Annotated in this window: 19 protein-coding genes; 9 read left to right on the top strand and 10 right to left on the bottom strand. The window is 74.1% G+C overall.

Translation table 11 applies throughout. The features are described from left to right. Window positions 1-287 precede the first annotated feature (287 nt). The 5 genes from JQN84_RS05870 (at window position 288) to JQN84_RS05850 (ending at window position 8,001) form a co-directional block, all read left to right on the top strand. On the top strand, window positions 288-1,925 hold the full coding sequence (locus tag JQN84_RS05870) for an acyclic terpene utilization AtuA family protein (protein WP_239485015.1): 1,638 nt from the start codon (window positions 288-290) through the stop codon (window positions 1,923-1,925). Next, complete coding sequence (locus tag JQN84_RS05865) at window positions 1,922-3,118, top strand: acyl-CoA dehydrogenase family protein (protein ID WP_204957429.1); 1,197 nt, start codon at window positions 1,922-1,924, stop codon at window positions 3,116-3,118. Before JQN84_RS05870 ends, JQN84_RS05865 begins: the two co-directional genes overlap by 4 nt. Before the next feature lie 118 nt (window positions 3,119-3,236). After that, window positions 3,237-4,838 (top strand): acyl-CoA carboxylase subunit beta, encoded by a 1,602-nt coding sequence (locus JQN84_RS05860; RefSeq protein ID WP_204957428.1) that lies wholly within the window; start codon window positions 3,237-3,239, stop codon window positions 4,836-4,838. Between the two features lie 23 nt (window positions 4,839-4,861). Beyond that, a complete protein-coding gene (locus JQN84_RS05855; RefSeq protein WP_204957427.1) occupies window positions 4,862-6,841 on the top strand; it encodes an ATP-binding protein in 1,980 nt (659 codons plus the stop codon). Then, window positions 6,838-8,001 carry an acyl-CoA dehydrogenase family protein gene (locus JQN84_RS05850; protein ID WP_204957426.1) on the top strand — a complete coding sequence of 388 codons (1,164 nt, stop codon included), beginning with the start codon at window positions 6,838-6,840 and terminating at the stop codon, window positions 7,999-8,001. Before JQN84_RS05855 ends, JQN84_RS05850 begins: the two co-directional genes overlap by 4 nt. A gap of 8 nt (window positions 8,002-8,009) precedes the next feature. Here JQN84_RS05850 and JQN84_RS05845 read toward each other — a convergent pair whose 3' ends face one another. Further along, window positions 8,010-9,050 carry a hypothetical protein gene (locus tag JQN84_RS05845; RefSeq protein ID WP_204957425.1) on the bottom strand — a complete coding sequence of 347 codons (1,041 nt, stop codon included), beginning with the start codon at window positions 9,048-9,050 and terminating at the stop codon, window positions 8,010-8,012. Then, window positions 9,047-9,988, bottom strand: a complete 942-nt coding sequence (locus JQN84_RS05840) for a transporter substrate-binding domain-containing protein (protein ID WP_204957424.1) — start codon at window positions 9,986-9,988, stop codon at window positions 9,047-9,049. The genes JQN84_RS05845 and JQN84_RS05840 overlap by 4 nt, the downstream gene beginning before the upstream one ends. 185 nt (window positions 9,989-10,173) lie before the next feature. On the opposite strand from JQN84_RS05840, the gene JQN84_RS05835 reads away from it, so the two are divergent. Beyond that, entirely contained in the window at window positions 10,174-10,500 is a 327-nt protein-coding gene (locus tag JQN84_RS05835; protein ID WP_204957423.1) for a hypothetical protein, read from the top strand. Here the strand turns inward: JQN84_RS05835 and JQN84_RS05830 are convergent. From JQN84_RS05830 to JQN84_RS05800, 7 genes are all read right to left on the bottom strand, one after another. Next, on the bottom strand, window positions 10,487-12,043 hold the full coding sequence (locus JQN84_RS05830) for a serine/threonine-protein kinase (RefSeq protein WP_204957422.1): 1,557 nt from the start codon (window positions 12,041-12,043) through the stop codon (window positions 10,487-10,489). The two genes, JQN84_RS05835 and JQN84_RS05830, sit on opposite strands and share 14 nt — an antisense overlap. Window positions 12,044-12,073: 30 nt before the next feature. Continuing rightward, window positions 12,074-12,592, bottom strand: a complete 519-nt coding sequence (locus tag JQN84_RS05825; RefSeq protein ID WP_204957421.1) for a hypothetical protein — start codon at window positions 12,590-12,592, stop codon at window positions 12,074-12,076. Between the two features lie 174 nt (window positions 12,593-12,766). Continuing rightward, the gene (locus JQN84_RS05820) at window positions 12,767-16,342 is read right to left on the bottom strand and encodes an adenylate/guanylate cyclase domain-containing protein (protein WP_204957420.1); all 3,576 of its coding nucleotides are present in this window, start codon (window positions 16,340-16,342) and stop codon (window positions 12,767-12,769) included. Next, complete coding sequence (locus JQN84_RS05815; protein ID WP_204957419.1) at window positions 16,339-17,139, bottom strand: MBL fold metallo-hydrolase; 801 nt, start codon at window positions 17,137-17,139, stop codon at window positions 16,339-16,341. Before JQN84_RS05815 ends, JQN84_RS05820 begins: the two co-directional genes overlap by 4 nt. A gap of 123 nt (window positions 17,140-17,262) precedes the next feature. Further along, on the bottom strand, window positions 17,263-17,724 hold the full coding sequence (locus tag JQN84_RS05810) for a RidA family protein (protein WP_204957418.1): 462 nt from the start codon (window positions 17,722-17,724) through the stop codon (window positions 17,263-17,265). Window positions 17,725-17,735: 11 nt separating this feature from the next. Continuing rightward, entirely contained in the window at window positions 17,736-17,891 is a 156-nt protein-coding gene (sp36, locus tag JQN84_RS05805; RefSeq protein ID WP_088643831.1) for a Sp36 family protein, read from the bottom strand. A 45-nt stretch (window positions 17,892-17,936) separates the two neighbouring features. After that, window positions 17,937-18,422, bottom strand: coding sequence for a hypothetical protein (locus JQN84_RS05800; protein ID WP_204957417.1), 486 nt, complete (start codon window positions 18,420-18,422; stop codon window positions 17,937-17,939). A 327-nt stretch (window positions 18,423-18,749) separates the two neighbouring features. Between JQN84_RS05800 and JQN84_RS05795 the strand changes: the two genes are divergently transcribed. From JQN84_RS05795 to bagB, 3 genes are read left to right on the top strand one after another with little or no spacing between them, the layout of a single operon-like run. Continuing rightward, window positions 18,750-19,355 carry an Rv0361 family membrane protein gene (locus JQN84_RS05795; RefSeq protein WP_204957416.1) on the top strand — a complete coding sequence of 202 codons (606 nt, stop codon included), beginning with the start codon at window positions 18,750-18,752 and terminating at the stop codon, window positions 19,353-19,355. Window positions 19,356-19,381: 26 nt separating this feature from the next. Beyond that, entirely contained in the window at window positions 19,382-20,359 is a 978-nt protein-coding gene (gene bagA, locus JQN84_RS05790) for an ATPase BagA (RefSeq protein ID WP_204957415.1), read from the top strand. A 54-nt stretch (window positions 20,360-20,413) separates the two neighbouring features. Next, a complete protein-coding gene (bagB, locus tag JQN84_RS05785; protein ID WP_204957414.1) occupies window positions 20,414-21,562 on the top strand; it encodes an ArsA family ATPase in 1,149 nt (382 codons plus the stop codon). A 70-nt stretch (window positions 21,563-21,632) separates the two neighbouring features. Here the strand turns inward: bagB and JQN84_RS05780 are convergent, their stop codons facing one another. Then, window positions 21,633-21,953: a WhiB family transcriptional regulator gene (locus JQN84_RS05780; protein ID WP_145922143.1), complete on the bottom strand. Its 321-nt coding sequence runs from the start codon at window positions 21,951-21,953 to the stop codon at window positions 21,633-21,635. Window positions 21,954-22,161: the final 208 nt, after the last annotated feature.

Below are 22,161 nucleotides of genomic sequence, written 5' to 3'. Positions count from 1 at the left end.
GCACCTGACCCGTACGCACCGGCCCACCCGACCGGAGGCACCATGGTCGACCCGACCGCACCGCCCGCCGACCTGACTGACGAGTCAGGGCAACCCGACGCGCCCGTCGCCGGGCCGCCCCCGACCGCCGCCGCGTGGCCCGACATGACGTCGGCCCCCACCGGCCCGCCGGGGGACGGCCGCACGCCCCGCGCGGGCGCAGCCGGGACGGCCGTCCGGTGACCGGGGTGCTGCGGGTCGGCAACGCGTCCGGCTTCTACGGCGACCGGTCCACCGCCTGGCGGGAGATGCTCGACGGCGGTGAGCTGGACGTGCTGACCGGCGACTACCTGGCCGAGCTGACCATGCTGATCCTCGGCCGGGACCGACTGCGCGATCCCGGCCTCGGCTATGCGAAGACCTTCCTGCGCCAGCTCGAAGGGTGTCTCGGCGCCGCCCTCGACCGGGGGGTACGGATCGTCACCAACGCGGGCGGGTTGAACCCGGCCGGGCTGGCCGCTGCGATCGGCGCGCTCGCCGACCGGCTCGGCCTCACCGTCCGGGTCGCCCACGTCGAGGGCGACACCCTGGCCCGGCCGGACGCGCTCACCGCCAACGCCTACCTCGGCGCGTTCGGCATCGCCGCCTGCCTCGACGCCGGGGCGGACGTGGTGGTCACCGGGCGGGTCACCGACGCCTCGCTGGCCGTCGGGCCGGCCATCGCCCGGTTCGGCTGGCGGCGGGACGACCTGGACGCGCTGGCCGGGGCGACCGTCGCCGGGCACCTGATCGAGTGCGGGGCGCAGGTCACCGGGGGCAACTTCAGCTTCTTCACCGAGCTGCCCGACGGCGGGCACCAGCCCGGCTTCCCGATCGCCGAGATCCACCCGGACGGCTCGTCGGTGCTCACCAAGCACCCCGGCACCGGCGGCGCGGTCACCGTCGAGACGGTCACCGCCCAACTGTTGTACGAGGTGGGCGGCCCCGACTACCTCGGCCCGGACGTGGTGACCCGGCTGGACACGGTACGGCTGCACCCCGACGGGCCGGACCGGGTCCGGGTGCACGGGGTCCGGGGCACCCCACCGCCGGCCACCCTCAAGGTGGGGGTCAACAACCTGGGCGGTTTCCGCAACACGATGACGTTCGTGCTCTGCGGGTTGGACATCCCGGCCAAGGCCGCCCTGGTCCGGGGGCAGGTCGAGGCGGCGGTCGGCGCGGACGGGCTGGAGTTCACCCTGGCCCGTACCGACCACGTCGACGCGGTCGACACCGAGACGGCGAGCGCGCTGCTGCACGTACACCTGCGCGACGGTGACCGGGCGCGGGCCGGGCGGGCGTTCTCGGCGGCGGCGGTGGAACTGGCCCTCGCCTCCTATCCGGGGTGCACGCTGACCACCCTGCCAGGCGACGCCACCCCGTACGGGGTGTTCACCGCCGACGCGGTGCCGCAGGCCGACGTGCCGCACGTGGCAGTCCTGCCGGACGGCACCCGGCTGTCGATCCCCCCGCCCGAGACGGTGGCACCGGTGCTGGCCGGACCGACGCCCGTCGCGGCGGGCCCGATCCCGGTGGCCGGGCCGACCCGGCGGGGGCCGCTGGGTGAGCTGGTCGGGGCCCGGTCGGGTGACAAGGGTGGCGACGCCAACCTCGGCGTCTGGGCGCGTACCGACGCCACCTGGGAGTGGCTGCGCGGATGGTTGACCGTCGACCGGCTGACCGGGCTGCTGCCGGACACGGCCGCGTTGACCGTCGAACGGTACGAGCTGCCGCACCTGCGGGCGGTCAACTTCGTGATCCGGGGACTGCTCGGGCCGGGGGTGGCCGCCTCCACCCGGTTCGACCCGCAGGCCAAGGCGCTCGGCGAACTGCTCCGCTCCCGCATCGTCGACCTGCCCGCCGCCCTCGCCGCCGGACCGCCGGCAGCCGGGGAGGCCGACCGGTGACCATCGTGGACACCCCGGAGCGGCGGCAGTTGCGGGAGTTGACCCGGGCCTTCGTGACCCGGGAGGTGCTGCCCCACCTGGTCGACTGGGAACGGTCCGGTGAGGTCCCGCGCGCGCTGCACGCCACCGCCGCGAAGCTCGGCCTGCTCGGCGTCGGCTTCCCCGAGTCGGTCGGCGGCAGCGGCGGCGACCTGCTCGACTCGATCGTGGTCACCGAGGAGATCATCCGCTCCGGCGGCTCGTCCGGGCTGGTCGCGGCCCTGTTCACGCATGGCATCGCGCTGCCGCACATCGTCGCGGCGGCCGGTGGGCGGACCGGCGGCACGCTCGGTGGCCGGCTCGCCGCCCGCCCGTCCGCCGCCGACGATCCCCTGGTCAACCGGTACGTCCGGCCGACGCTGGCGGGTGAGCTGATCGGCGCGCTGGCGATCACCGAACCGGACGCCGGCTCCGACGTCGCCGCGATCCGCACCACCGCCCGCCGCGACGGCGACCACTACCTGGTGAACGGGACGAAGACGTACGTCACCAGCGGGGTACGCGCCGACTTCGTCACCACTGCGGTCTGCGGTGACTTTCCCGGCAGCGGGTCGCTGCACCTGCTGGTGATCGACAAGGGCACCCCCGGGTTCACCGTCGGCCGGAAGCTGGACAAGCTCGGCTGGCACTGCTCGGACACCGCCGAGTTGTCCTTCGTGGACGTCCGGGTGCCGGTGGGCAACCGGATCGGCGAGGAGGACACCGGCTTCCTGGCGATCATGCAGGGCTTCGCCGCCGAGCGGCTCTCCCTGGCCACCCAGGCGTACGCGACCGCGCAGCGCTGCGTGGAGCTTTCGACCCGCTGGTGTCGGGACCGGTCCACGTTCGGTCGTCCGCTGGCCGGCCGGCAACTGGTCCGGCACCGGCTGGCCGAGATGCACACCCGCGCCGAGGCGGCCCGCGCGTACGTGCACCAGGTGGCCGCCCGGGTGGCGGCCGGCGAGCCGGTGGTGACCGAGGTGGCGATGGCGAAGAACGTCGCGGTGGCCGCCTGCGACCAGGTGGTCGACGCCGCGCTGCAACTGCACGGCGGCTTCGGCTACCTGCGCGACGCCGAGGTGGAGCGGCACTACCGGGACGCCCGCATCCTCGGCATCGGCGGCGGCACCACCGAGATCATGAACGAGATCATCGCGAAGGGCCTGGGCCTGTGAGCGCGAGGAGTGAGCCGGGTCTGCGAGCCCCGCAGTCGCGAACGAAAGACGGACCTGTGAGCGCGAGGAGTGAGCCGGGTTTGCGAGCCCCGCAGTCGCGAACGAACGGGGGAGATCTATGACGACGCTGGAGAGTGCGGTCGATCCGGCCGCGCCGGCCTTCGTGGCCAACCGGGAGGCGCTGCGGGAGCGGCTCGCCGAGTTGGACGCCGCCCTCGACCGGGCGCGGGCCGGCGGCGGCGAGAAGTACGTGGCCCGGCACCACGGGCGCGGCAAGCTGCTGCCCCGGGAGCGGATCGAGTTGCTGCTGGACCGGGACAGCCCGTTCCTGGAGTTGTCGCCGGTCGCCGGGTACGGCACCGACTTCCCCGTCGGGGCGAGCGTGGTCACCGGCATCGGCGTGGTCGAGGGCGTCGAGTGCCTGATCGTCGCCAACGACCCGACGGTACGCGGCGGCGCGGTGAACCCGTGGTCGCTGGCGAAGACCCGGCGGGCCGGTGAGATCGCCCTGGCGAACCGGCTGCCGATGGTGAACCTGGTGGAGAGCGCCGGGGCGGACCTGCCCACCCAGGCGGAGATCTTCATTCCGGGCGGCCGGGTGTTTCGTGACCTGACCCGGCTCTCCGCCGCCGGCATCCCCACGGTCAGCGTGGTCTTCGGCAACGCCACCGCCGGTGGCGCGTACGTGCCGGGGATGTCCGACCACGTGATCATGATCCGGGACCGGTCGCAGGTCTACCTGGCCGGGCCGCCGCTGGTGAAGATGGCCACCGGCGAGGTCACCGACGACGAGTCGCTGGGTGGCGCGGCGATGCACGCCGGCACGTCCGGCCTCGCCGACCAGCTCGCCGAGGACGAGCGGGACGGCATCCGGCTGGCCCGGCGCTGCGTCCGCCGGTTCAACTGGCGCAAGCAGGGTCCGCCGCCGCGCAACCCGACGCCGACCCCACCGAGGTACGACCCGGAGGAGCTGCTCGGCATCGTCAGCGCCGACCTGAAGGTGCCGTTCGACCCGCGTGCGGTGCTGGCCCGGATCCTCGACGGCAGCGAGTTCGACGAGTTCAAGCCGGCGTACGGCACCGCGCTGGTCACCGGCTGGGGCGAGCTGCACGGCTACCCGGTCGGCGTGCTGGCGAACGCCCGGGGGGTGCTGTTCAGCGCGGAGGCGCAGAAGGCGGCCCAGTTCATCCAGCTCGCCAACGCCGCCGACACCCCGCTGGTCTTTCTCCAGAACACCACCGGCTACATGGTCGGCACCGAGTACGAGCAGCGCGGCATCATCAAGCACGGCGCCCTGATGATCAATGCGGTGGCGAACTCGACGGTGCCGCACCTGACGGTCAATCTGGGTGCCTCGTACGGTGCCGGCAACTACGGCATGTGCGGCCGGGCGTACGAGCCGAGGTTCCTGTTCACCTGGCCGAACGCGAAGTCGGCGGTGATGGGTCCGGCGCAGTTGGCCGGGGTGCTGTCGATCGTCGCCCGGCAGGCCGCCGCCGCCCGGGGCCGGGACTACGACGAGGACTCCGACGCGGCGATGCGGATGATGGTCGAGCAGCAGATCGAGTCGCAGTCGGGGGCGCTGTTCCTGTCCGGCCGGCTCTACGACGACGGGGTGATCGACCCCCGGGACACCCGTACCGTCCTCGGGCTCTGCCTGTCGGCGATCCACAACTCACCGGTGAAGGGCGCCGACGGCTTCGGCGTCTTCCGGATGTAGCCACCAACGAAAGGCAGGGGTTCGTGATTCGGAAACTGCTGGTGGCCAACCGGGGGGAGATCGCCCGCCGGGTCTTCGCCACCTGCCGGGCGCTGGGCGTGGCGACGGTCGCCGTGCACTCCGACGCGGACGCCGACGCGCCGTACGTGGCCGAGGCCGACGAGGCGGTCCGGTTGCCGGGGAACACGCCCGTCGAGACGTACCTGCGGATCGGGTCGATCCTGGACGCGGCCCGGCGCACCGGCGCGGACGCCGTCCACCCGGGTTACGGGTTCCTCGCCGAGCACGCCGGGTTCGCGGCGGCCGTGGTCGACGCGGGCCTGACCTGGGTCGGTCCGTCGGCCGGGGCGATCGCGGCGATGGGCGACAAGATCGCGGCGAAGGAGCTGCTCGCCGGGGCGGGGGTGCCGATGCTGCCCACCTGGACCGAGGCCGACGCGGTCACCGACTTCCCGGTGCTGGTCAAGGCGTCCGCCGGGGGCGGCGGCCGGGGGATGCGCATCGTCCGCGACCCCGCCGACCTGCCGGCGGCCGTCGACTCGGCGCGCCGCGAGGCCGCCGCCGCGTTCGGCGACGGCACGGTCTTCGTCGAGCGGTACGTCGAACGCGGCCGGCACGTCGAGGTGCAGGTCTTCGGCGACACCCACGGTACGGTGGTGGCGCTCGGCGAGCGGGACTGCTCGATCCAGCGGCGGCACCAGAAGATCGTCGAGGAGGCCCCGGCGGTGCTGCCCGACGGGGTGCGGGAGCGGCTGCACGCGGCGGCGGTCGCCGCCGGGCGGGCGGTCGACTACGTCGGGGCGGGGACGGTGGAGTTCCTGCTCGCCCCGGGCGGCGAGTTCTTCTTCCTGGAGATGAACACCCGGCTCCAGGTGGAGCACCCGGTCACCGAGGCGGTCACCGGGCTGGACCTGGTGCGGCTGCAACTGCTGGTTGCCGAGGGCGGTGCGCTGCCGGTGCCGGCGACCCCGCCGCCCGACGGCCACGCCATCGAGGTACGGCTGTGCGCGGAGGACCCGACGCAGGGGTTCCGGCCGGCGACCGGCACGCTGCACCGGTTCGCGGTGCCCGGGGTGGCCGGCGCGTTCACCCCGACCCGGGGCCTGCGGCTCGACTCGGGGGTGGACACCGGGTCGACGGTGGGCGTGCACTACGACTCGATGCTCGCCAAGCTGGTCGCCTGGGCGCCGACCCGGGCCGAGGCGGCCCGGTCGCTGGCCGGGGCGTTGGCCCGCGCCGAGTTGCACGGGGTGGCCACCAACCGGGACCTGCTGGTGCGGGTGCTGCGCAGCGCGGAGTTCGGCGCGGCGCAGGTGGACACCGGGTTCCTGGACGCGCACGCCGAGGTCTTCGCGCCGCTGCTGCCGGCCGACCGGCTGCCGGTCGCCGCGCTGGCCGCCGCGCTGGCCGGGGCCGCCGCGCGTCGGGCCGACGCCCCGGTCCTCGCCGGGCTCCCGTCGGGCTGGCGCAACGTGCCGGCCGTCCCCCAGTCCGTCCGGTACGCCACGGCGACCGGGGACGAGATCGAGGTGCGCTACCGGCTGGACCGGTCCGGCGCGCTCGCCGACTGGTCCACCGACCCGACCGCCGCCGCACCGGCGATGGTGGAGCTGGTGGCGGCGGCACCGGAGCGGGTGCTGCTCGACGTGGCCGGGGTACGGCGGGTGTTGCGCGTACACCGGGCGGGGTCGACGGTCTTCGTGGACGGCCCGGACGGGGCGGCGGAGCTGACCGAGCTGCCCCGGTTCCCGCTGCCCCGCGCGGCGTTGGCGGTCGGTTCGCTGCTCGCGCCGCTGCCCGGCACGGTGACCCGGGTGCACGTGGTGGCCGGTCAGCGGGTCGCCGCCGGTGACCTGCTGCTGACCCTGGAGGCGATGAAACTGGAACATCCCGTGCTCGCCCCGACCGACGGCGTGGTCGCCGACCTGCCGGTGCCCGCCGGCGGGCAGGTCGAGACGGGTGCGGTGCTGGCCGTGGTCAACCCCGAGGAGGCACCCCGATGAACTTCGACCTCACCCCCGAGCAGGACCAGCTCCGCGACGCCGTCCGCGCGCTGGGCCGCCGGTACGGCCACTCCTACTTCGTCGAGAAGGCGAAATCCGGCGGGCACACCACCGAGCTGTGGGAGGAGGCCGGCCGGCTCGGCTACCTGGGGGTGAACGTCCCCACCGAGTACGGCGGCGGCGGTGGCGGCCTCACCGAGCTGGCCATCGTCTGCGAGGAGCTGGCCGCCGCCGGCTGCCCGTTGCTGCTGCTGGTGGTGTCGCCGGCCATCGCCGCCACGGTGATCAACCGGCACGGCACCGAAGAGCAGCGCAAGCGGTTCCTGCCCGGGTTCGCCGACGGCTCGCTGAAGGTGGTCTTCGCGATCACCGAGCCGGACGCCGGGTCGAACTTCCACCGGCTCGGCACGGTGGCCCGCCGCGACGGCGACGACTGGCTGCTCTCCGGCCGTAAGTGCTACATCTCCGGGGTGGACGAGGCACAGTACGTGCTGGTGGTGGCCCGTACGGAGGACGCGACGACCGGAAAGCTCAAGCCCGCGCTGTTCGTGGTGCCGACCGACGCGCCCGGGTTGACCCGGTCCAAACTGGACATGGAGATCGTCTCTCCGGAGAACCAGTTCCTGCTCTACCTGGACGACGTCCGGCTACCCGCCGACGCGCTGGTCGGCGGGTCGTTGGACGCCGGCCTGCCGGCGTTGTTCGCCGGGCTGAACCCGGAGCGGATCACGGTCGCCGCGATGGGTGTCGGCACCGGCCGGTACGCCATCGAGCGGGCCACCGACTACACCGCCACCCGCAAGGTCTGGGGTGGGCGGAGCATCGGCGCGCACCAGGGCGTGGCGCACCCGTTGGCGCACGCGGCGGTGCAGGTGGAACTCGCCCGACTGATGATCCACAAGGCGGCCACCCTGTACGACGCGGGCCGCGACCTGGAGGCCGGGGTGGCCGGCAACATGGCCAAGTACGCGGCCGGGGAGGCCGCCGCGTTGGCCGTGGACACCGCCGTGCAGGCCCTCGGCGGGGCCGGCATGACCACCGAGTACGGCGTGGCGACGCTGCTCGGCGCGGTCCGGGCCGGACGGATCGCCCCGGTCAGCCGGGAGATGATCCTCAACTTCGTCGCCCAGCACGTGCTGGGTCAGGAGAAGTCCTACTGATCCGTCGGTCAGCGCACGGCGCGGCAGGCCGCGTCGGTACGGTGCACCGGGCGCACCCGCCGGCCCAGCCCCTCCAACAGCGAGTCCTCGACGTGGTAGTCGCGGATGCGCAGCCGGTGCCGGGGCAGTTCCTCCTCGCTGGGGCAGAGCACCTGGCCGCGGACGTCGTCCACCGGCACGTACCGGACGCCGCCGCGCTCCTGGAGCAGCACCATGTTGACGTCGTCCACGGTGACCACGTGCCCCCGGACGTCCTCGGTGACGCCGGGGCTCGACTCCACGGTGGTCACGGTCAGCGGCAGCACCGGGGTGGTGATCACCGGCAGCGCCGCCCAGACCAGCATGGCCAGCACCGCCGCCTCGGTGACCGAGGCGAGCGGTCGGATCACCGCCCCGGGCAGCGGGCCGGTCACCGCCAGGGCGAGCAGCGGCGGGGCGACCAGCAGCGCCAGGACGAGCAGTTCCCGTTGCTGCCACGCGTCGACCAGGGTGGGGGCGAGCAGCCAGCCGTACCCGGCGAGCAGCGCCACCAGGACCAGCGTCCGGGGCACGACGTGCTCGTGCAGGCGGGCCGGGGTGAGCTGGAAGGCGGCCACGAACGCGGGCAGCAGCAGCGGCAGGTAGAGCAGCTGCCAGGTGACCAGGGCGGTGAGGAAGCTGGCGAGCACGAACCAGGCGGGGGTGAGGTCCGCCCAGCGGACGAAGAGTGGACGACGGACGGTGGGCGGCATCCGTTCCACGCTGACCCGCAGCACCGCGCCGAGCGCGAAGACCGCGACCAGGCCGGTGGAGAGCAGCCGGGCGGCGGTGGTGAGGAAGCCGGCGAGCAGGTTCACCGGCCCGACGTTCGCCACCAGCAGCAGCGTGGTCTGGAGCTCGCCGCCCGCCTCCACACCGAGACGCAGCACGGAGAAGATGGCGGGCACCCCCACCACGGCCGTCCAGAACGACTGGCTGGCCCGCGCCCGCCGCTCCACCGCCGGGTCCCAGCCGTCGCGCACCGGGACGGTGGTGGCGCCCAGATCCTGCGGTACGGCCGGGGCGGTCACCGCGTCGGCGCCTTGTCGTCGAAGTCGACCAGCTCCGGCACGTTCAACGGCTGGGGCTGTGCCTTGTCCGCCTTCAACCAGGGCCCGAGGGTCTTGTTGTAGGCGGTGAGCCACGGGCTGCTGATCCCGTTGCGCCCGGCCAGGTAGCTCTTCTGGAGGGCGAAAGCGACCAGGTCGCGCAGGGCGGGGTCGCCGATCGGCACCCCGACGCCGAGCAGTTCACTGGTGCCGAAGGGCATGTCGACGATCTCGAACTCGGTCGGGTAGAGGGAGAGGAACCCGGCGAGGATCGTCTCGTCGGAGCTGACCGCGTCGTAGCGGCCCTCCCGGATGCCCTTGACGCAGTCGCCGACCTCCTTGACCACCAGCGCCTTGACGTCGTGCTTGGCCAGCTCGGCCTCGGTGGTGGAGCCGCCGCTGGTGCACACCTTGTAGGCCGGTTCGCGGAGGTCCTCGATGGTGCGGATCTTGTCCCTGAGCCGGGTCGGCACCATCACCTCCTGGGTGGTGACGAAGTACGGCCCGGCGAAGCTGACCAGCTTCTCCCGCTCCTCGGTGATGGAGAAGCTGGACACCACCAGGTCGACCACGCCGCCCTGGAGGGCGGGGATACGGTCCTCGGTGGTCACCGAGACCCACTCGATGCGCTGGTCACCCTCGTAGCCGAGGTAGGAGGCGACGTAGCGGGCGATCTCCACGTCGAAGCCGGAGTGCACGCCGTTGCGCAGCTCGCCCATCAGCGGCTCGGTGGTGGCCACCCCGATCTTGATCTTCGGCTGACCGTCGATGTGCGACTCGCGCAACTTGTCGCGGACCGAGGGCAGCGACGGCTCACGGCGGTTCTCGCAACCGGCGGCGGCGGCCAGGGTGAGGGTCAGGGCCACCGCCAGGGTGGTGGTGACCGATCGGACCCGGTGGCGGGTGAAGATGTGATTCATCGGCGCACCTCGCTGACGGACAGCCTGGGGACACCGAGGGTAGCGGCTCCGGTCCATCTCCGTCGCATCGCCCGGCCCACTGGACGGGCCGGGCCGACACCGTCGTTTCGTCACTCTAGGCAGAACGGACAACCACAGCGAGCCGTATGGTTTGACAGCACGCCCGTTCAGGCCATGCTTGTCGGGTGAGGCGATTCCTGAGGCCGGACGCGCGGACCGTGGCGGTGGTCGCGGCGCTGGCGACCGGCGCGGTGGTGGTGGCGCTGGTCTTCCGGCACCCCGCCGGCATCCTGACCGTGGGGTTGGCGCTGCTCGGTGTCCTCTTCGCGACGGTGACCGGCACCGCGCTGGCCGCGCTGCGCGAACGCGACGACCGGGAGCAACCTGTCGGAACAGCCGCTCCACGCCTGCCGGAGGCCGGCTCGTTCCTCGACGCCGACACCCTCGACGCGCTGGACAGCGCGGCGGTGTTGAGCCGGCTGCACCGGACGCGCGAGGTCAGCGACCAGTGAGGGTGGGGGCGACCAGGGCGTTCACGCCCCGCCCGGCGAGGCAGCGGTAGGTGCGGTCGAGGTCCTTCTCGGCTGGCGGCAGCACTTCGAGCCGCCAGCCGTTGGTGTAGTCGATCCCGCTGGTCAGCCGGAACGTCCGCGCGTTGCACACCGACCGGACGGTCGGGTCGGCGCTGATCGCGGCGTGCCCGGCGGTGGTCAACGCGGCCGGCAACTGCCCCTCCACGTACGTCTCCCAGGTGTGCCGCCCCTCGCACGAGACCTGCTCGGCCTCGGCCCGGTCGGCACGCAGCCGGACGGGGCCGAAGCACTCCAGCACCGGGGCGCACCGGGCACCGGGCGGCAGGACCACGGCGGTGCCGTCGGCGGCGCAGCCGGGCAGGGTGCCCCAGCGGGCGGCCGGGCTGGACGACCCGACCGTCGACGGGGCGGCGGTCGGCCCGGCCAGCGGCGGAGCGCCACCGGCGACCCACGCCCCGGCGCTTGCCGAGGCGGCCAGGGCGAGCACCCCGGCCCCGCCGAAGAACCAGCGCCGCCGCCGACGTGTGCCGTGCGGCACGGTCGGGTGGTCGTCCTGGGACGGGGGACGGGGAGCGGGCCGCCCGGTGGTCCGTCCGGGTTGGCTGGTGGTCCACCCGAGGGTGTACGGCCCACCGCCGCCGGTGCCACCGGACGGCCCGCCGGAGACCGGAGCGCCGCTGACCGGGGCGGGAGCCGGGTCGAGGGGCAGCGCGGTGAGCAGGTCGCGCAGTTCGAGGGCGGAGGGGCGGGCGTCGGGGTCGTTGGACATCCCGGCGCGCAGCACGTCGACCAGTTCGGTGGGCACCCCGGGCAGGTCGGGGATCGGCTGGTGGAACAGTTCCAGGACGGTTACCAGGCTCGGGTTGCGCTCGGACTGCCAGCGCGGGGGGCGTCCGGTCATCACCGCGTAGAGGGTGGCGCAGAGGGCGTACACGTCGACGGCCGGGGACGGCGGGCTGTGGTTGAACATCTCCGGCGGGGCGTAGGCCGGGGTGAGCACCTCCAGGGTGACCGAGGCGTCCCGCGCCTCGGCCAGTACGGCCAGCCCGAAGTCGGCGAGCACCGCCGAGTTGAAGTGCGAGTGCAGGATGTTGGCGGGCTTGACGTCGCGGTGCAGCACCCCGGCCGCGTGCGAGTGGGCCAGCGCATCGGCGATCTTGATGCCGAGGTCACGGGTCTCGGACGCGTCGAGCGGCGAGGTCCGCATCCGTTCGGCGTACGACCCGTCGCACAACTCCATGATCAGGTAGGGGTGCTGGTCGACTGTCACCCCGACGTCGAACAGGTCCACCACGTGCGGGTGCGAGGACATCCGCCCGGCCGCCCGCGCCTCCCGCAGGAACCGGGCCTGGTCACGTTCGTTGTCCAGGGTGCGGTTCTCCACCTTGACGGCGACCTCCCGACCGACGGAGATCTGGGTGGCCCGGTAGACGGTGGCGTAGCCGCCCCGGGCAAAGACCTGCAAGTCGGTCAGACCGGGCACATTGGGCAGCCGGAGGGCGCCGGGCGGGGTCTCGGTCACGGCTCGAAAATACCCGTTCCGCCGGGGCGCTCAGCGGTCCGTACCGGCGGCTGTGGCCGGACCGGCAGCAGCCGACCGGCTCGTCACGCCTCCGGAAACGCCGCTGACCTGGGACGGTGTCGAGATGGGAGCGCTACCGCCCCCACCTGCGGATCGACGGGCATCCCAGCGCAGGCCGAGCGCCGTGGCCACCGCGCCGACCCCCTCCCACAGCGCCACCCCGATGAACCGGTCAGGTGCCACGTCGGCCAGCACGGTCAGCGTGAAGACGGTGAAGGTGACCAACCGGAAGACCACCGTGAACCGGTAGAACGCCCGCCACTCGGTCGCCACCGCCAACAGGTAGTAGACGCCCATGTTGAACGAGGCCATCGAGGACGCGGTGAGGAACGTGCCGGTGTAGTCGCCAGGTGCCCGGGTCGCCGGCACCTCGAAGCCGAGCATCCGCAGCTGCGCCTCCGGCCACACCAGCCCGAGCGCGCCGAGCAGCACCGCCAGCACCCCGAAGACCGCGATCGTCCAACCGGCACCCGAACGCGGCAACCTCATCCTGCCCCCCACCCGACGGCGCGACCGGCACCGAGTGGCGGTCGCGTGAAGTGACACGCTAACCGTCCCGGCCGACAGGCGCACATCCCCGGAACCGACAGACCTACCGTCCACCGACGATCAGGACCCGCCGGACCACCCGGCCGGACCCGCCGGCACCCGCCGACCGACCGGTCAGACCCCGTCAGCGAGCCGGGCCGCCAAGGCGTCGGCGCTGGCCCGTTCGCTGCGCTGCTCGGTGGCGTACGCCAGCCGCACCGCCTCCTGCGCGCTGGCCGAAGCCTCGGCCGGATGACCGCAGGCCGCCAGCGCCTCGGCCAGCACCCCGGCGCCGATCACCTGGCTGCGGACGTCCTCCGCCGGGGCGGCGACCGCCCGTCGGGCCCAGTCCAACGCCTGCTCCGGCTGGCCGTGGGCGAGCAGCGCGGAAGCGTACCGGGCGAGGGTCTGCCGGCGGGAGAACAGCAGCGTCGGCGTCTTCGCGGCGGTCGTCGCCACCGGGGCGAGCAACCCGACCGCGGTGGCCGGGTCACCGGCGGCGAGCCGGGCGGTGGCCAGCAGCACCCGGGGGGCGGCCTGCGCCGGGGCCTGCGGGTTGTGCGGTTCCACGGCGGTCAGCACCGCCCGGGCGTCCCGCTCGGCGGTCTCGCAGTCGCCCATGTCCAGCGCAACGAAGCCGCGCAACGTGCCGGCCATCCCGGTCAGCAGCGGATGCGAGGTCCGCCCGGCGTACGCGAGGGCGTCGGTGAACAGGTCGGCCGCGTGCTCCGGCTCGCCCAGCCCGCGCGCCACCACCCCCCGGACCACCAGGGCGAACCCGCGCCCCCAGTCGTCGGAGACGGCGGCGAAGTCCCGGTACGCCCGGCGGGCCGACCGGTCGGCCTCGGCCACCTCACCCATCTCCGCCCCGGCGAACGCCTCGACCGCGCGCAGCGTGCCCACCGCCCACGCCTCGCCGACGCGTTCCCCGAACGGCAGGAAGACCCCGGCCAGCCGGCAGGCCTCCCCCAGCCGGCCGGCCAGCAGCCGGGCGAAGGCGGTGGTGCCGCGCAACCAGGCCCGCCCGTACGGGTCCTTCAGCTCGGCGAAGAGCCGGGCGGCCCGGCCGAGCACCGCGTCGGTGCCGGCGAAGTCCCCCCGGGTGGTGGTGACCCAGGCCAGGTTCTGCAACGCCCACGCCTGCCCGCGCAGGTCCTTCGCGGCGAGGCTGATCTGGTAGGAGGCGGCGAGCCGGCTGCTCGCCTGCCCGAGCCGGCCGGCGACGAAGTCGGCCATCCCGAGCCGGCGCATCGCCGAGGCCCGCAGGTTGGTCACCTTCCCGTCGGTGGCCACCTGCAACGCCTCCTGCCAGCAGGCCGTCGCGCGGGCCTGGTCGCCCTGGGTCTGCTGGGCCTGGCCGGCGAGCAGCAGGGCGCTGGCCCGGGTGCCGGCGTCGTCACCGGCGTTGGCAGCGATCTTCTCGGCGAAGGCGAGCGCGTCACCGACCCGGCCGACCTGGAGCAACGCCCGCGCGTGCACCAACCGGTCGGCCGGGGGCATCCCCTCGCGGGCCAGCTCGGCGGCGCGTTCGGCGTGCTCGACGGCCAGCGCCGGCTCGCCGTCCTGCAACGCCCGGCGGGCGGCCCGGCCCAGCGCGGCCACCCCGAGCCCGGCGACCGTCCGGGCCGGCGAGTCCGGGCGGAGCTTCACCGCGTCGGCGAGGACGGCGGCCCGCTCGACCTGCTCGGCCACGAAGTCGTCCCGGGCCGCGTCGGTGAACCCGCCAGGCGGGGCGACCGTCGCGCCGGGGACCCCGGTCGCCCAGCGGGCCAGCGCGGCGTGCCGTTCGGCGAGTTCGGCCTTGCTCACCCCGGCGTAGGCGGCCTCCCGCATCAGCGGGGTGGCGAACGCGAAGCCGCTGCGGGTGCGGTGCAGCATCCGGCGTTGCAGCAACTCCTCCACGGCCCGTTCCAGCTCGACGGCGGCCACCGCGCCCGGCCGGCCGGCCGGACCGGTCCGCTGCTCACGCAGCGCCTCCAGCGCACCGGTGGGCACCACGTCGCCGACCACGGCGGCGTCCCGCAGCACCGACCGGGCCTCCGGCGGGAGCGCGTCGATGCGGGCGGCGAGCACGGCGGCGAGGTCCCGGGAGAGCAGCCGGCTGCCCAGCGACCCGGGCACCAGCCGCCAGCCGCCGTCGGGGCCGGCGGTCAACGCCCCCCGTTCCCGCAGCAGGGTGACCAGTTCGGCCAGGTAGAAGGCGTTGCCCTGGGCGGTGGCGAGCAGCCGGTCGGCGTCGGCCTGGGGCAGCCTGCCGCCGTTGAGATAGCTGGTGAGCAGGCGGGAGGCGTCCGCGCCGCGCAGTGGCGGCAACGGCTGCACCTCGGCGTCGGCGATCCAGGTCAACGCCCCGGCGGTCCGGACCAGCTCCGGGCGGCCCAGCAGCATCACCAGGACCGGGCCGGTGAGCCGGGACAGGGTCGCGCCGAGGGCGGCGATCGTCTCGCCGGTGGCGTCGTGCAGGTCGTCGACCACGATCACCAGCGGCGCCTCGGCGGCCAGGGCGTTGAGCAGCCCGGCCACCGCGACCGGCACCGCCTCGGCGTCGGCGGTCGGCGGGGTGGCCCCCCACCCGCCCTGGTCGCCGGGGCTGCCGGCGGGCAGTTCGGCGTACCCGAGCAGGGCCAGGAGCTGGTCACCGGCGAGCGGTGGCGGGTCGGGGCGCAGCCGGCCGAGCCGCTGGGCGAGCCGGCGCAGCCGTTCCTCCACGGCCGGCCGGGTGAGCGCGGTGGAGGTGTCACTGGGCAGGCCGACGGCGGCCCGGACCAGGTCGGCCAGCGGGGCCAGCCGACGTCGCTCACCGAAGGCGGCACAGCGCACCGACAGCACCCGGGCCCCGCTGTGCGCGGCGTACCGGCCCGCGCCGACGTCGTAGCCGGCGGCGAGGCGTTCCACCTCGGCGGCGAACCGGGACTTGCCGATCCCCGCCTCGGCGGTCATCAGCAGCACCCGGGGTTCGCCCCGGTCGATCACCTCGGCGAGCCGGCCGGCGACCCGGCCGATCTCGGTCTCCCGCCCCACGAAGGGCGCCTCGTCACCGAGCCCGGACCGGGTGCCGGGGGCGTCGAGCAGGCCCAGCAGCTCGTACGCCTCGACCGGCTCGCGCTTGCCCTTGAGCCGCAGCGGACGCAGCACCCGCCAGGAGGCGACGTGCCGGGTGGCCGACGAGGTGCGGGCCCCGGCGTAGATCGCGCCGACGGCGGCGGCGTCGGCCAGCCGGGCGGCGGTGTTCACCGTGTCCCCGATGACCGTGTACTCGATGGCGGCCTGGATGCCGGCGATCACGTCGCCGGTGTTCAGCCCGACCCGTAGGCCGAGCGGTGCGCCGCCGCCGCGTTCGTCGTCGAGCACCCGACGCACCGCCCGCTGCATCGACAGGGCGGCCCGGACGGCCCGTTCGGCGTCGTCCTCGTGGGCCACGGGCGCGCCGAAGACCGCCATGATGCCGTCGCCGGTGAGCTTGTCGACGTGCCCGCCGAACGTCTTGACCGCGCCGGCGAGCGCGGCGAGCACCCGGTCGGTGACCGCGCCGACCCGCTCCGGGTCGAGGTCCTCCGACCACGAGGTGAACTCGGACAGGTCGCCGAAGAGCACGGTGACGACCCGGCGTTCGGCGGTCGGCAGGCCGGCGGCGGCCGGCAGCGCCGCCCCGCAGTTGTGGCAGAACCGCGCGCCCGGGACGGCGAGCGTGCCGCACACCGGGCAGGTCACGGCTGCTCCACTCCCAGGTACTCCAGCTGGGCGCGGACCGACCATTCGGCGGCCCACCACAGCGACCGGTCCACGTCGGCGTAGACGGTCGCGACCACCTCGGATGCGGTGCGCGCGCCCGCGTCGACGGCGGCCCGGACCTGGTCGAGCCGGGCCCGGCGGTGGGCGAGGTAGAAGTCGGCCGCCGCGCCGCAGTCAGCGAGCGCCGGGCCGTGGCCGGGCAGCGCCGGGATGCCCTGGTACGCCGACAGCCGCTCCAGGCTGGCCAGGTAGTCGCCGAGGTGGCCGTCGGGGTGGGCGACGACGGTGGTGCCCCGGCCGAGGATGGTGTCCCCGGTCAGCACCACCCGCTCGGTGCCGTACGACACCTGTAGGCAGACCGAGTCGGCGGTGTGCCCGGGGGTGGCGATCAGATCGATGCCCAACCCGTGCCCGTCGAGCTGCCCGGCCGCCCCGGTCAGCGGGTTGCCGCCGACGGTGTGTGCCGGGTCGACGGCGAGCACGGGGACCCCACCGAGCAGGTCGCTCAGCCGGGGGGCACCCTCGGTGTGGTCGGGGTGCCCGTGGGTGATCAGCACGAGCCCGACCGGCCCGGACGCGACCACGGCGGCGAGGTGTCCCTCGTCGGCCGGGCCGGGGTCGACGACGATCGCCCGTTGCGCGTCGGGGGCGCGCAGCAGCCAGGTGTTGGTGCCCTCCAGGGTCATCGGCCCCGGGTTGGGGGCGCGCAGCAACGTCACCCACTGCGGCAGCCGGTCGGCCAGCGCGGCCGGCGGTGCCGTCACATGCCCGGTCATGGCTGCGATCGTACGACCCTGTACGCCACTCCCCGCGATCTTGCCGAACCGGCCCACAGGTTTGTGGCCCTTCACGGCTTTCGACCCACCGGGCGGGTCACCTCGCGGGGAGTGGCGGTGCGGTCAGGCCACCTCGACGATCAACTCGATCTCGACCGGGGCGTCCAGCGGTAGCTCGGCCACCCCGACGGCCGAACGGGCGTGCCGGCCGGCCTCCCCGAAGACCGCGCCGAGCAGGTCGGAGGCCCCGTTGATCACGGTCGGCTGGCCGTGGAAGCCCGGTGCCGAGGCCACGAAGCCGGTCAGCTTCACGATCTTGACGATGTTCTCCAGGCCGACCAGCGAGTCGACGGCGGCGAGGGCGTTCAGCGCGCACCGCTCGGCGAGGTCCTTGGCCTGCTCGGGCGAGACACCCGCGCCGACCTGCCCGGTGGCGAGCAGCTTCCCCTCGGCGACGGGCAGTTGACCGGAGACGTAGACGTGCTGACCGGACTGCACGGCCGGGACGTAGCTGGCCACCGGCGGCACCACCTCGGGCAGGGCCAGGCCCAGCTCGGCCAGCTTGGCGTGGGGTCCGTTGCTCATCCTCGGTCCCTTCAGCCCTTGGGCCGCTTGAGGTACGCGACCAGCTGGTCCGGGTTCGGGCCGGGGATCACGGCGACGAGTTCCCAGCCGTCCTCGCCCCAGTTGTCGAGGATCTGCTTGGTCGCGTGGACCAGCAGCGGGACCGTGGCGTATTCCCACTTCTGCATCGGTGGAAGGCTCCCTTGCCTGGCGTGGACTGTGTCGTCGACAGCCTACGGTCCGGGTGACGGCCGGGGCGCGGGACGCTGCTCGGGGGCGGTGGGCAGCTCGCCGCACTGCCCGGTGTGGTCGTACGGCTGGGGGCAGCGGGACCGGTCGGGCAGCAGCAGGTCGCAGAAGACCCGGTGCCTGTTGTTCTGGTCGTCGGCGGTGGAGACGGTGGTCTCGCCGGCGTCGAGTTCGACGAGGAAACCCAGCGAGGTGGCCACGGTGCCGGCCAGCGCGGTCGCCGCCGCCAGGTCGGCCACCCGGATCGGCAGGTGGATGACGTAGCCGGGCTCCTCGTCGTCCCGGCCACGGTCACCGGGGCGGCCGAGCATCCGCAGCACCTCGGTCGGTTCGGCGCAGCGCCGGTAGGAGCGCTCGTTCATCGGCAGCCCCGTGCCGGGGGCGTCCGCGTCACCGGCCGAACCTCCCCGCCTCCCCCGGTCTCCTGGTGCTGAGAAGTGGGCTCGGGCGATATTCTCCGCGTCGCGCATGTACCTTCCTCCGGCCTCGTACCGTGAATGACCGCCGTCCGGACCGGGTGCCGACCCGATCCGCTCCCCCACACCCGGACGAACGTAGGACCCCGCCCGACACGGGGACAACGGGACGCGCACGGTTGATTACGCAAAGTCACATATGCGACACTCGCTTGGTCCGGAAAACGATCGCGATCCACAGCAGGTCGTGAGCGGTCCGCCACGCGCCGCCCATCGACCGTTACCCTTGCGCCTCGGACGGGCGATCAGGGGTCGCCCGCCGCGCCCGTACCCGCGTCGTCGCCAGGGGCGGCGACGGCGCCCCATCCCCCGGGGGACCACATGACCCATCCACCGTTCGGTGGCGCGAGCGGATCGCCAGGCGGACCACCGCCACGGCACGACCCACCAGACCCGGGCGGGACGACCGCTCCCGGCCTCTCCCCGTCAGGTGTCGGCGCGCCGCCGTCGACCAGTCACCCCGGGTACCGGGCGGCGACCCCGGCGCGGCGACGCGGCCCGCTGGCCGCCTGGCTCGCGCTGGCGGCGGCCGTGGTGCTCTGCGGCGGCGGCGGGACGCTCGCCTTCCTGACCCTTCGCGACGCCGAGGGCGGTGAGGGGGCCAAGGAGCCGACGGTGGCGGTGGACGGCTTCCTCACCGCCGTCTACCAGGAACGCGACGCCGGCAGGGCGGCCAACTTCGTCTGCGCGGAGTCCCGCGACCCGCAGAAGATCAACGCCAAGGTGGCCGAGGTGCAGAAGTACGCCACCACCTACATCAACCCGCGGTTCCGCTGGTCCAGCCCGACCGTCGACAGCCAGAACGGCGACCGGGCCACCGTCTCCACCACGCTGACCATGACCACCGCCGACGAGAAGATCGCCGAGCAGCCGTTGCGGTTCACCGTCGTACGGAAGACGGGTTGGTGGGTCTGCGAGGTCGGCTGACCGCGCGGGGTGGATAGGCTCGACCGGTGCGAGCAGCAGAGCGGCCGGCCGACCCGGCCGGTACCGGGTGGCCGTCCCGCCTGCACGTGGTGACCGGCAAGGGCGGCACGGGAAAGACGAGCGTGGCGGCGGCGCTGGCGCTCGCCCTGGCCGCCGGTGGCCGCCGCACCCTGCTGGTCGAGGTGGAGGGCCGGCAGGGGATCGCCCAGCTCTTCGGGGTCGATCCCCTGCCGTACGCCGAGCGGCACCTCGTCGACGCCCCCGGCGGCGGCGAGGTGCGCGCCCTCGCGGTGGACGCCGAGGAGGCGTTGCTGGAGTACCTCGACATGTTCTACAAGCTCGGCGCGGCCGGCCGGGCGCTGCGCAAGCTCGGCGCGATCGACTTCGCCACCACCATCGCCCCGGGTCTGCGGGACGTGCTGCTCACCGGCAAGGTCAAGGAGGCCACCACCCGCACCGCCGGCCAACGCCGGGTGTACGACGCGGTGGTGCTGGACGCCCCGCCGACCGGCCGGATCGGGCGGTTCCTCAACGTCACCGCCGAGACCGCCCGGCTGGCGAAGGTCGGCCCGATCAAGACCCAGAGCGACGGGGTGTCGGCGTTGCTGCGCTCCCCGATGACCGCGGTGCACGTGGTGACGCTGCTGGAGGAGATGCCGGTCCAGGAGACGGTGGACGCGATCGCCGAGCTGACCCAGCTCGGTTTCCCGGTGGGCCGGGTGATCGTCAACGCGGCCCGCCCGCCGTCGACCACCGGCCGGGAGGTGACCCGGGCGGAGCTGAAGCGGGGGTTGGCCGCCGCCGGCCTGCCGACCGACCCGGCGACCGTGGCCGGCCTGGCCGGCGAGGCACGGGACCAGCAGGTACGCCGGGAGCTGGAGGATTCGCTGCGGACCGACCTGGTGGAGCTGGGGCGACCGGTGACCGAGCTGCCGCTGCTGCCCGACGGGGTGGATTCGGCCGGGCTGGCGGCGTTCGCCGAGATCCTCCGTCGGGCGGATTGACGCGCACCTCACGTCGGCCCTGGCGCACGGACCCCACCGGCCCGATACGCTCGATTGGTGCCTTCCGAAGACGCGGCGCCCGTGCTGGACGTCGACCAGATCCTCGCCGACCCCGGCGTGCGCATCGTGGTCTGCTGTGGCGCCGGCGGAGTGGGCAAGACGACCACGGCGGCGGCGCTGGCGCTGCGGGCGGCCGAGCGGCACGGCCGACGCACGGTGGTGCTCACCATCGACCCGGCCCGCCGGCTGGCCCAGTCGCTCGGCCTGACCGAGCTGGACAACACCCCCCGCCGGGTCAAGGGGATCGACGTGGAGGCCGGCGGCGGCGAGCTGCACGCCATGATGCTGGACATGAAGCGCACCTTCGACGACGTGGTGCTCCAGCACACCGACCCGGCGAAGGCGGCGGAGATCTTCGCCAACCCGTTCTACCAGGCCATGAGCTCCACCTTCGCCGGCACCCAGGAGTACATGGCGATGGAGAAGCTCGGCCAGTTGCATGCCCGGGGCGAGTGGGACCTGATCGTGGTGGACACCCCGCCGTCCCGTTCGGCGCTGGACTTCCTCGACGCCCCGGCCCGGCTCTCCCGTTTCCTGGACGGCCGGATGCTGCGGCTGCTGCTCGCCCCGGCCCGCAGCGGAGGGCGGAGCATGTTCAGTTTCGTCACCGCCAGCTTCGGGATGTTCTCCCGGGTGGTGCAGAAGGTGCTCGGGGCGCAGTTGCTGACCGACCTCTCCGGTTTCGTCGCCGCGCTGGACTCGATGTTCGGCGGCTTCCGGCAGCGGTCCGAGCAGACGTACCGGATCCTGCAGGCCCGCGAGACGGCGTTCCTGCTGGTGGCGACGCCGGAGCCGGACGCGGTCCGGGAGGCGGCCTACTTCGCCGGCCGGTTGGGCGCGGAGCGGATGCCGCTGGCCGGGCTGGTGCTCAACCGGGTGCACCGGCCGGCGGTGGCCCTGGACGCGGCGGCCAGCCGGGCGGCGGCCGACCGGCTGGCCGACCTGGGCGGGCACGAGGCCACGGTCGACGTGTTGCGGGCGCACGCCGCGCTGGCGCAGCAGGCGGCCCGCGAACAGCAGGTGGCCCGGCGGTTCACCGAGGCGTTCCCGGCGGTGCCGACGGTGTCGGTGACGGCACAGCCCGCCGACGTGCACGACGTCGACGGGCTGCGGACGATCGGCGCGGCGATCAGCCACCCCTGACCTGCGGGCCGGTCCACCTGGCCGGGCCCGCGCCGGGCGGACCGTGGTCCGGGCGGACCACGGTCGGGTCTCAGCCGGCGGTGGTGACCAGGATCTTGTCCTTGCCGCTGCGGTCCTTGGCGTTCTTCTTCATCGCCGCCTCGAACATCTTGCGCCAGCTCGCCACCTGCGGGTGCCGGCGCAGCAGGGCGCGGCGTTCCCGTTCGGTCATGCCACCCCACACGCCGAACTCGATGCGGTTGTCGAGCGCGTCGGCCAGGCACTCGTACCGCACCGGGCAGCTGCGGCAGATCCGCTTCGCGACGTTCTGCTCGGCGCCCTGTACGAACAACGCGTCCGGGTCTCCGTTCTGACACGCCGCCAGCGACGGCCAGTCAGTGATCATCCCCATCTGTACACGTCCCCCCTTGCAGTACCAACCGACTCGTGCGACCAGCCGTCGTTCCCCCCGGTCGTCCGGCCCGTTCCTTCCCCAAGGAGGCACGGACGACGTGTGGCTCGGGTCGCCGCCACCATCATGCTCTGTAGTCGCATGATTACGCAACGTTGTCGGCGAAATCCAACATTCCGGACAGTCCCGGCTTCCCGGGCCTTCGATC

The sequence above is a fragment of the Micromonospora humidisoli genome, from assembly GCF_016900955.1.
Lineage (GTDB): Bacteria > Actinomycetota > Actinomycetes > Mycobacteriales > Micromonosporaceae > Micromonospora > Micromonospora wenchangensis.
This window is presented reverse-complemented; position numbering and strand designations above follow the sequence as displayed.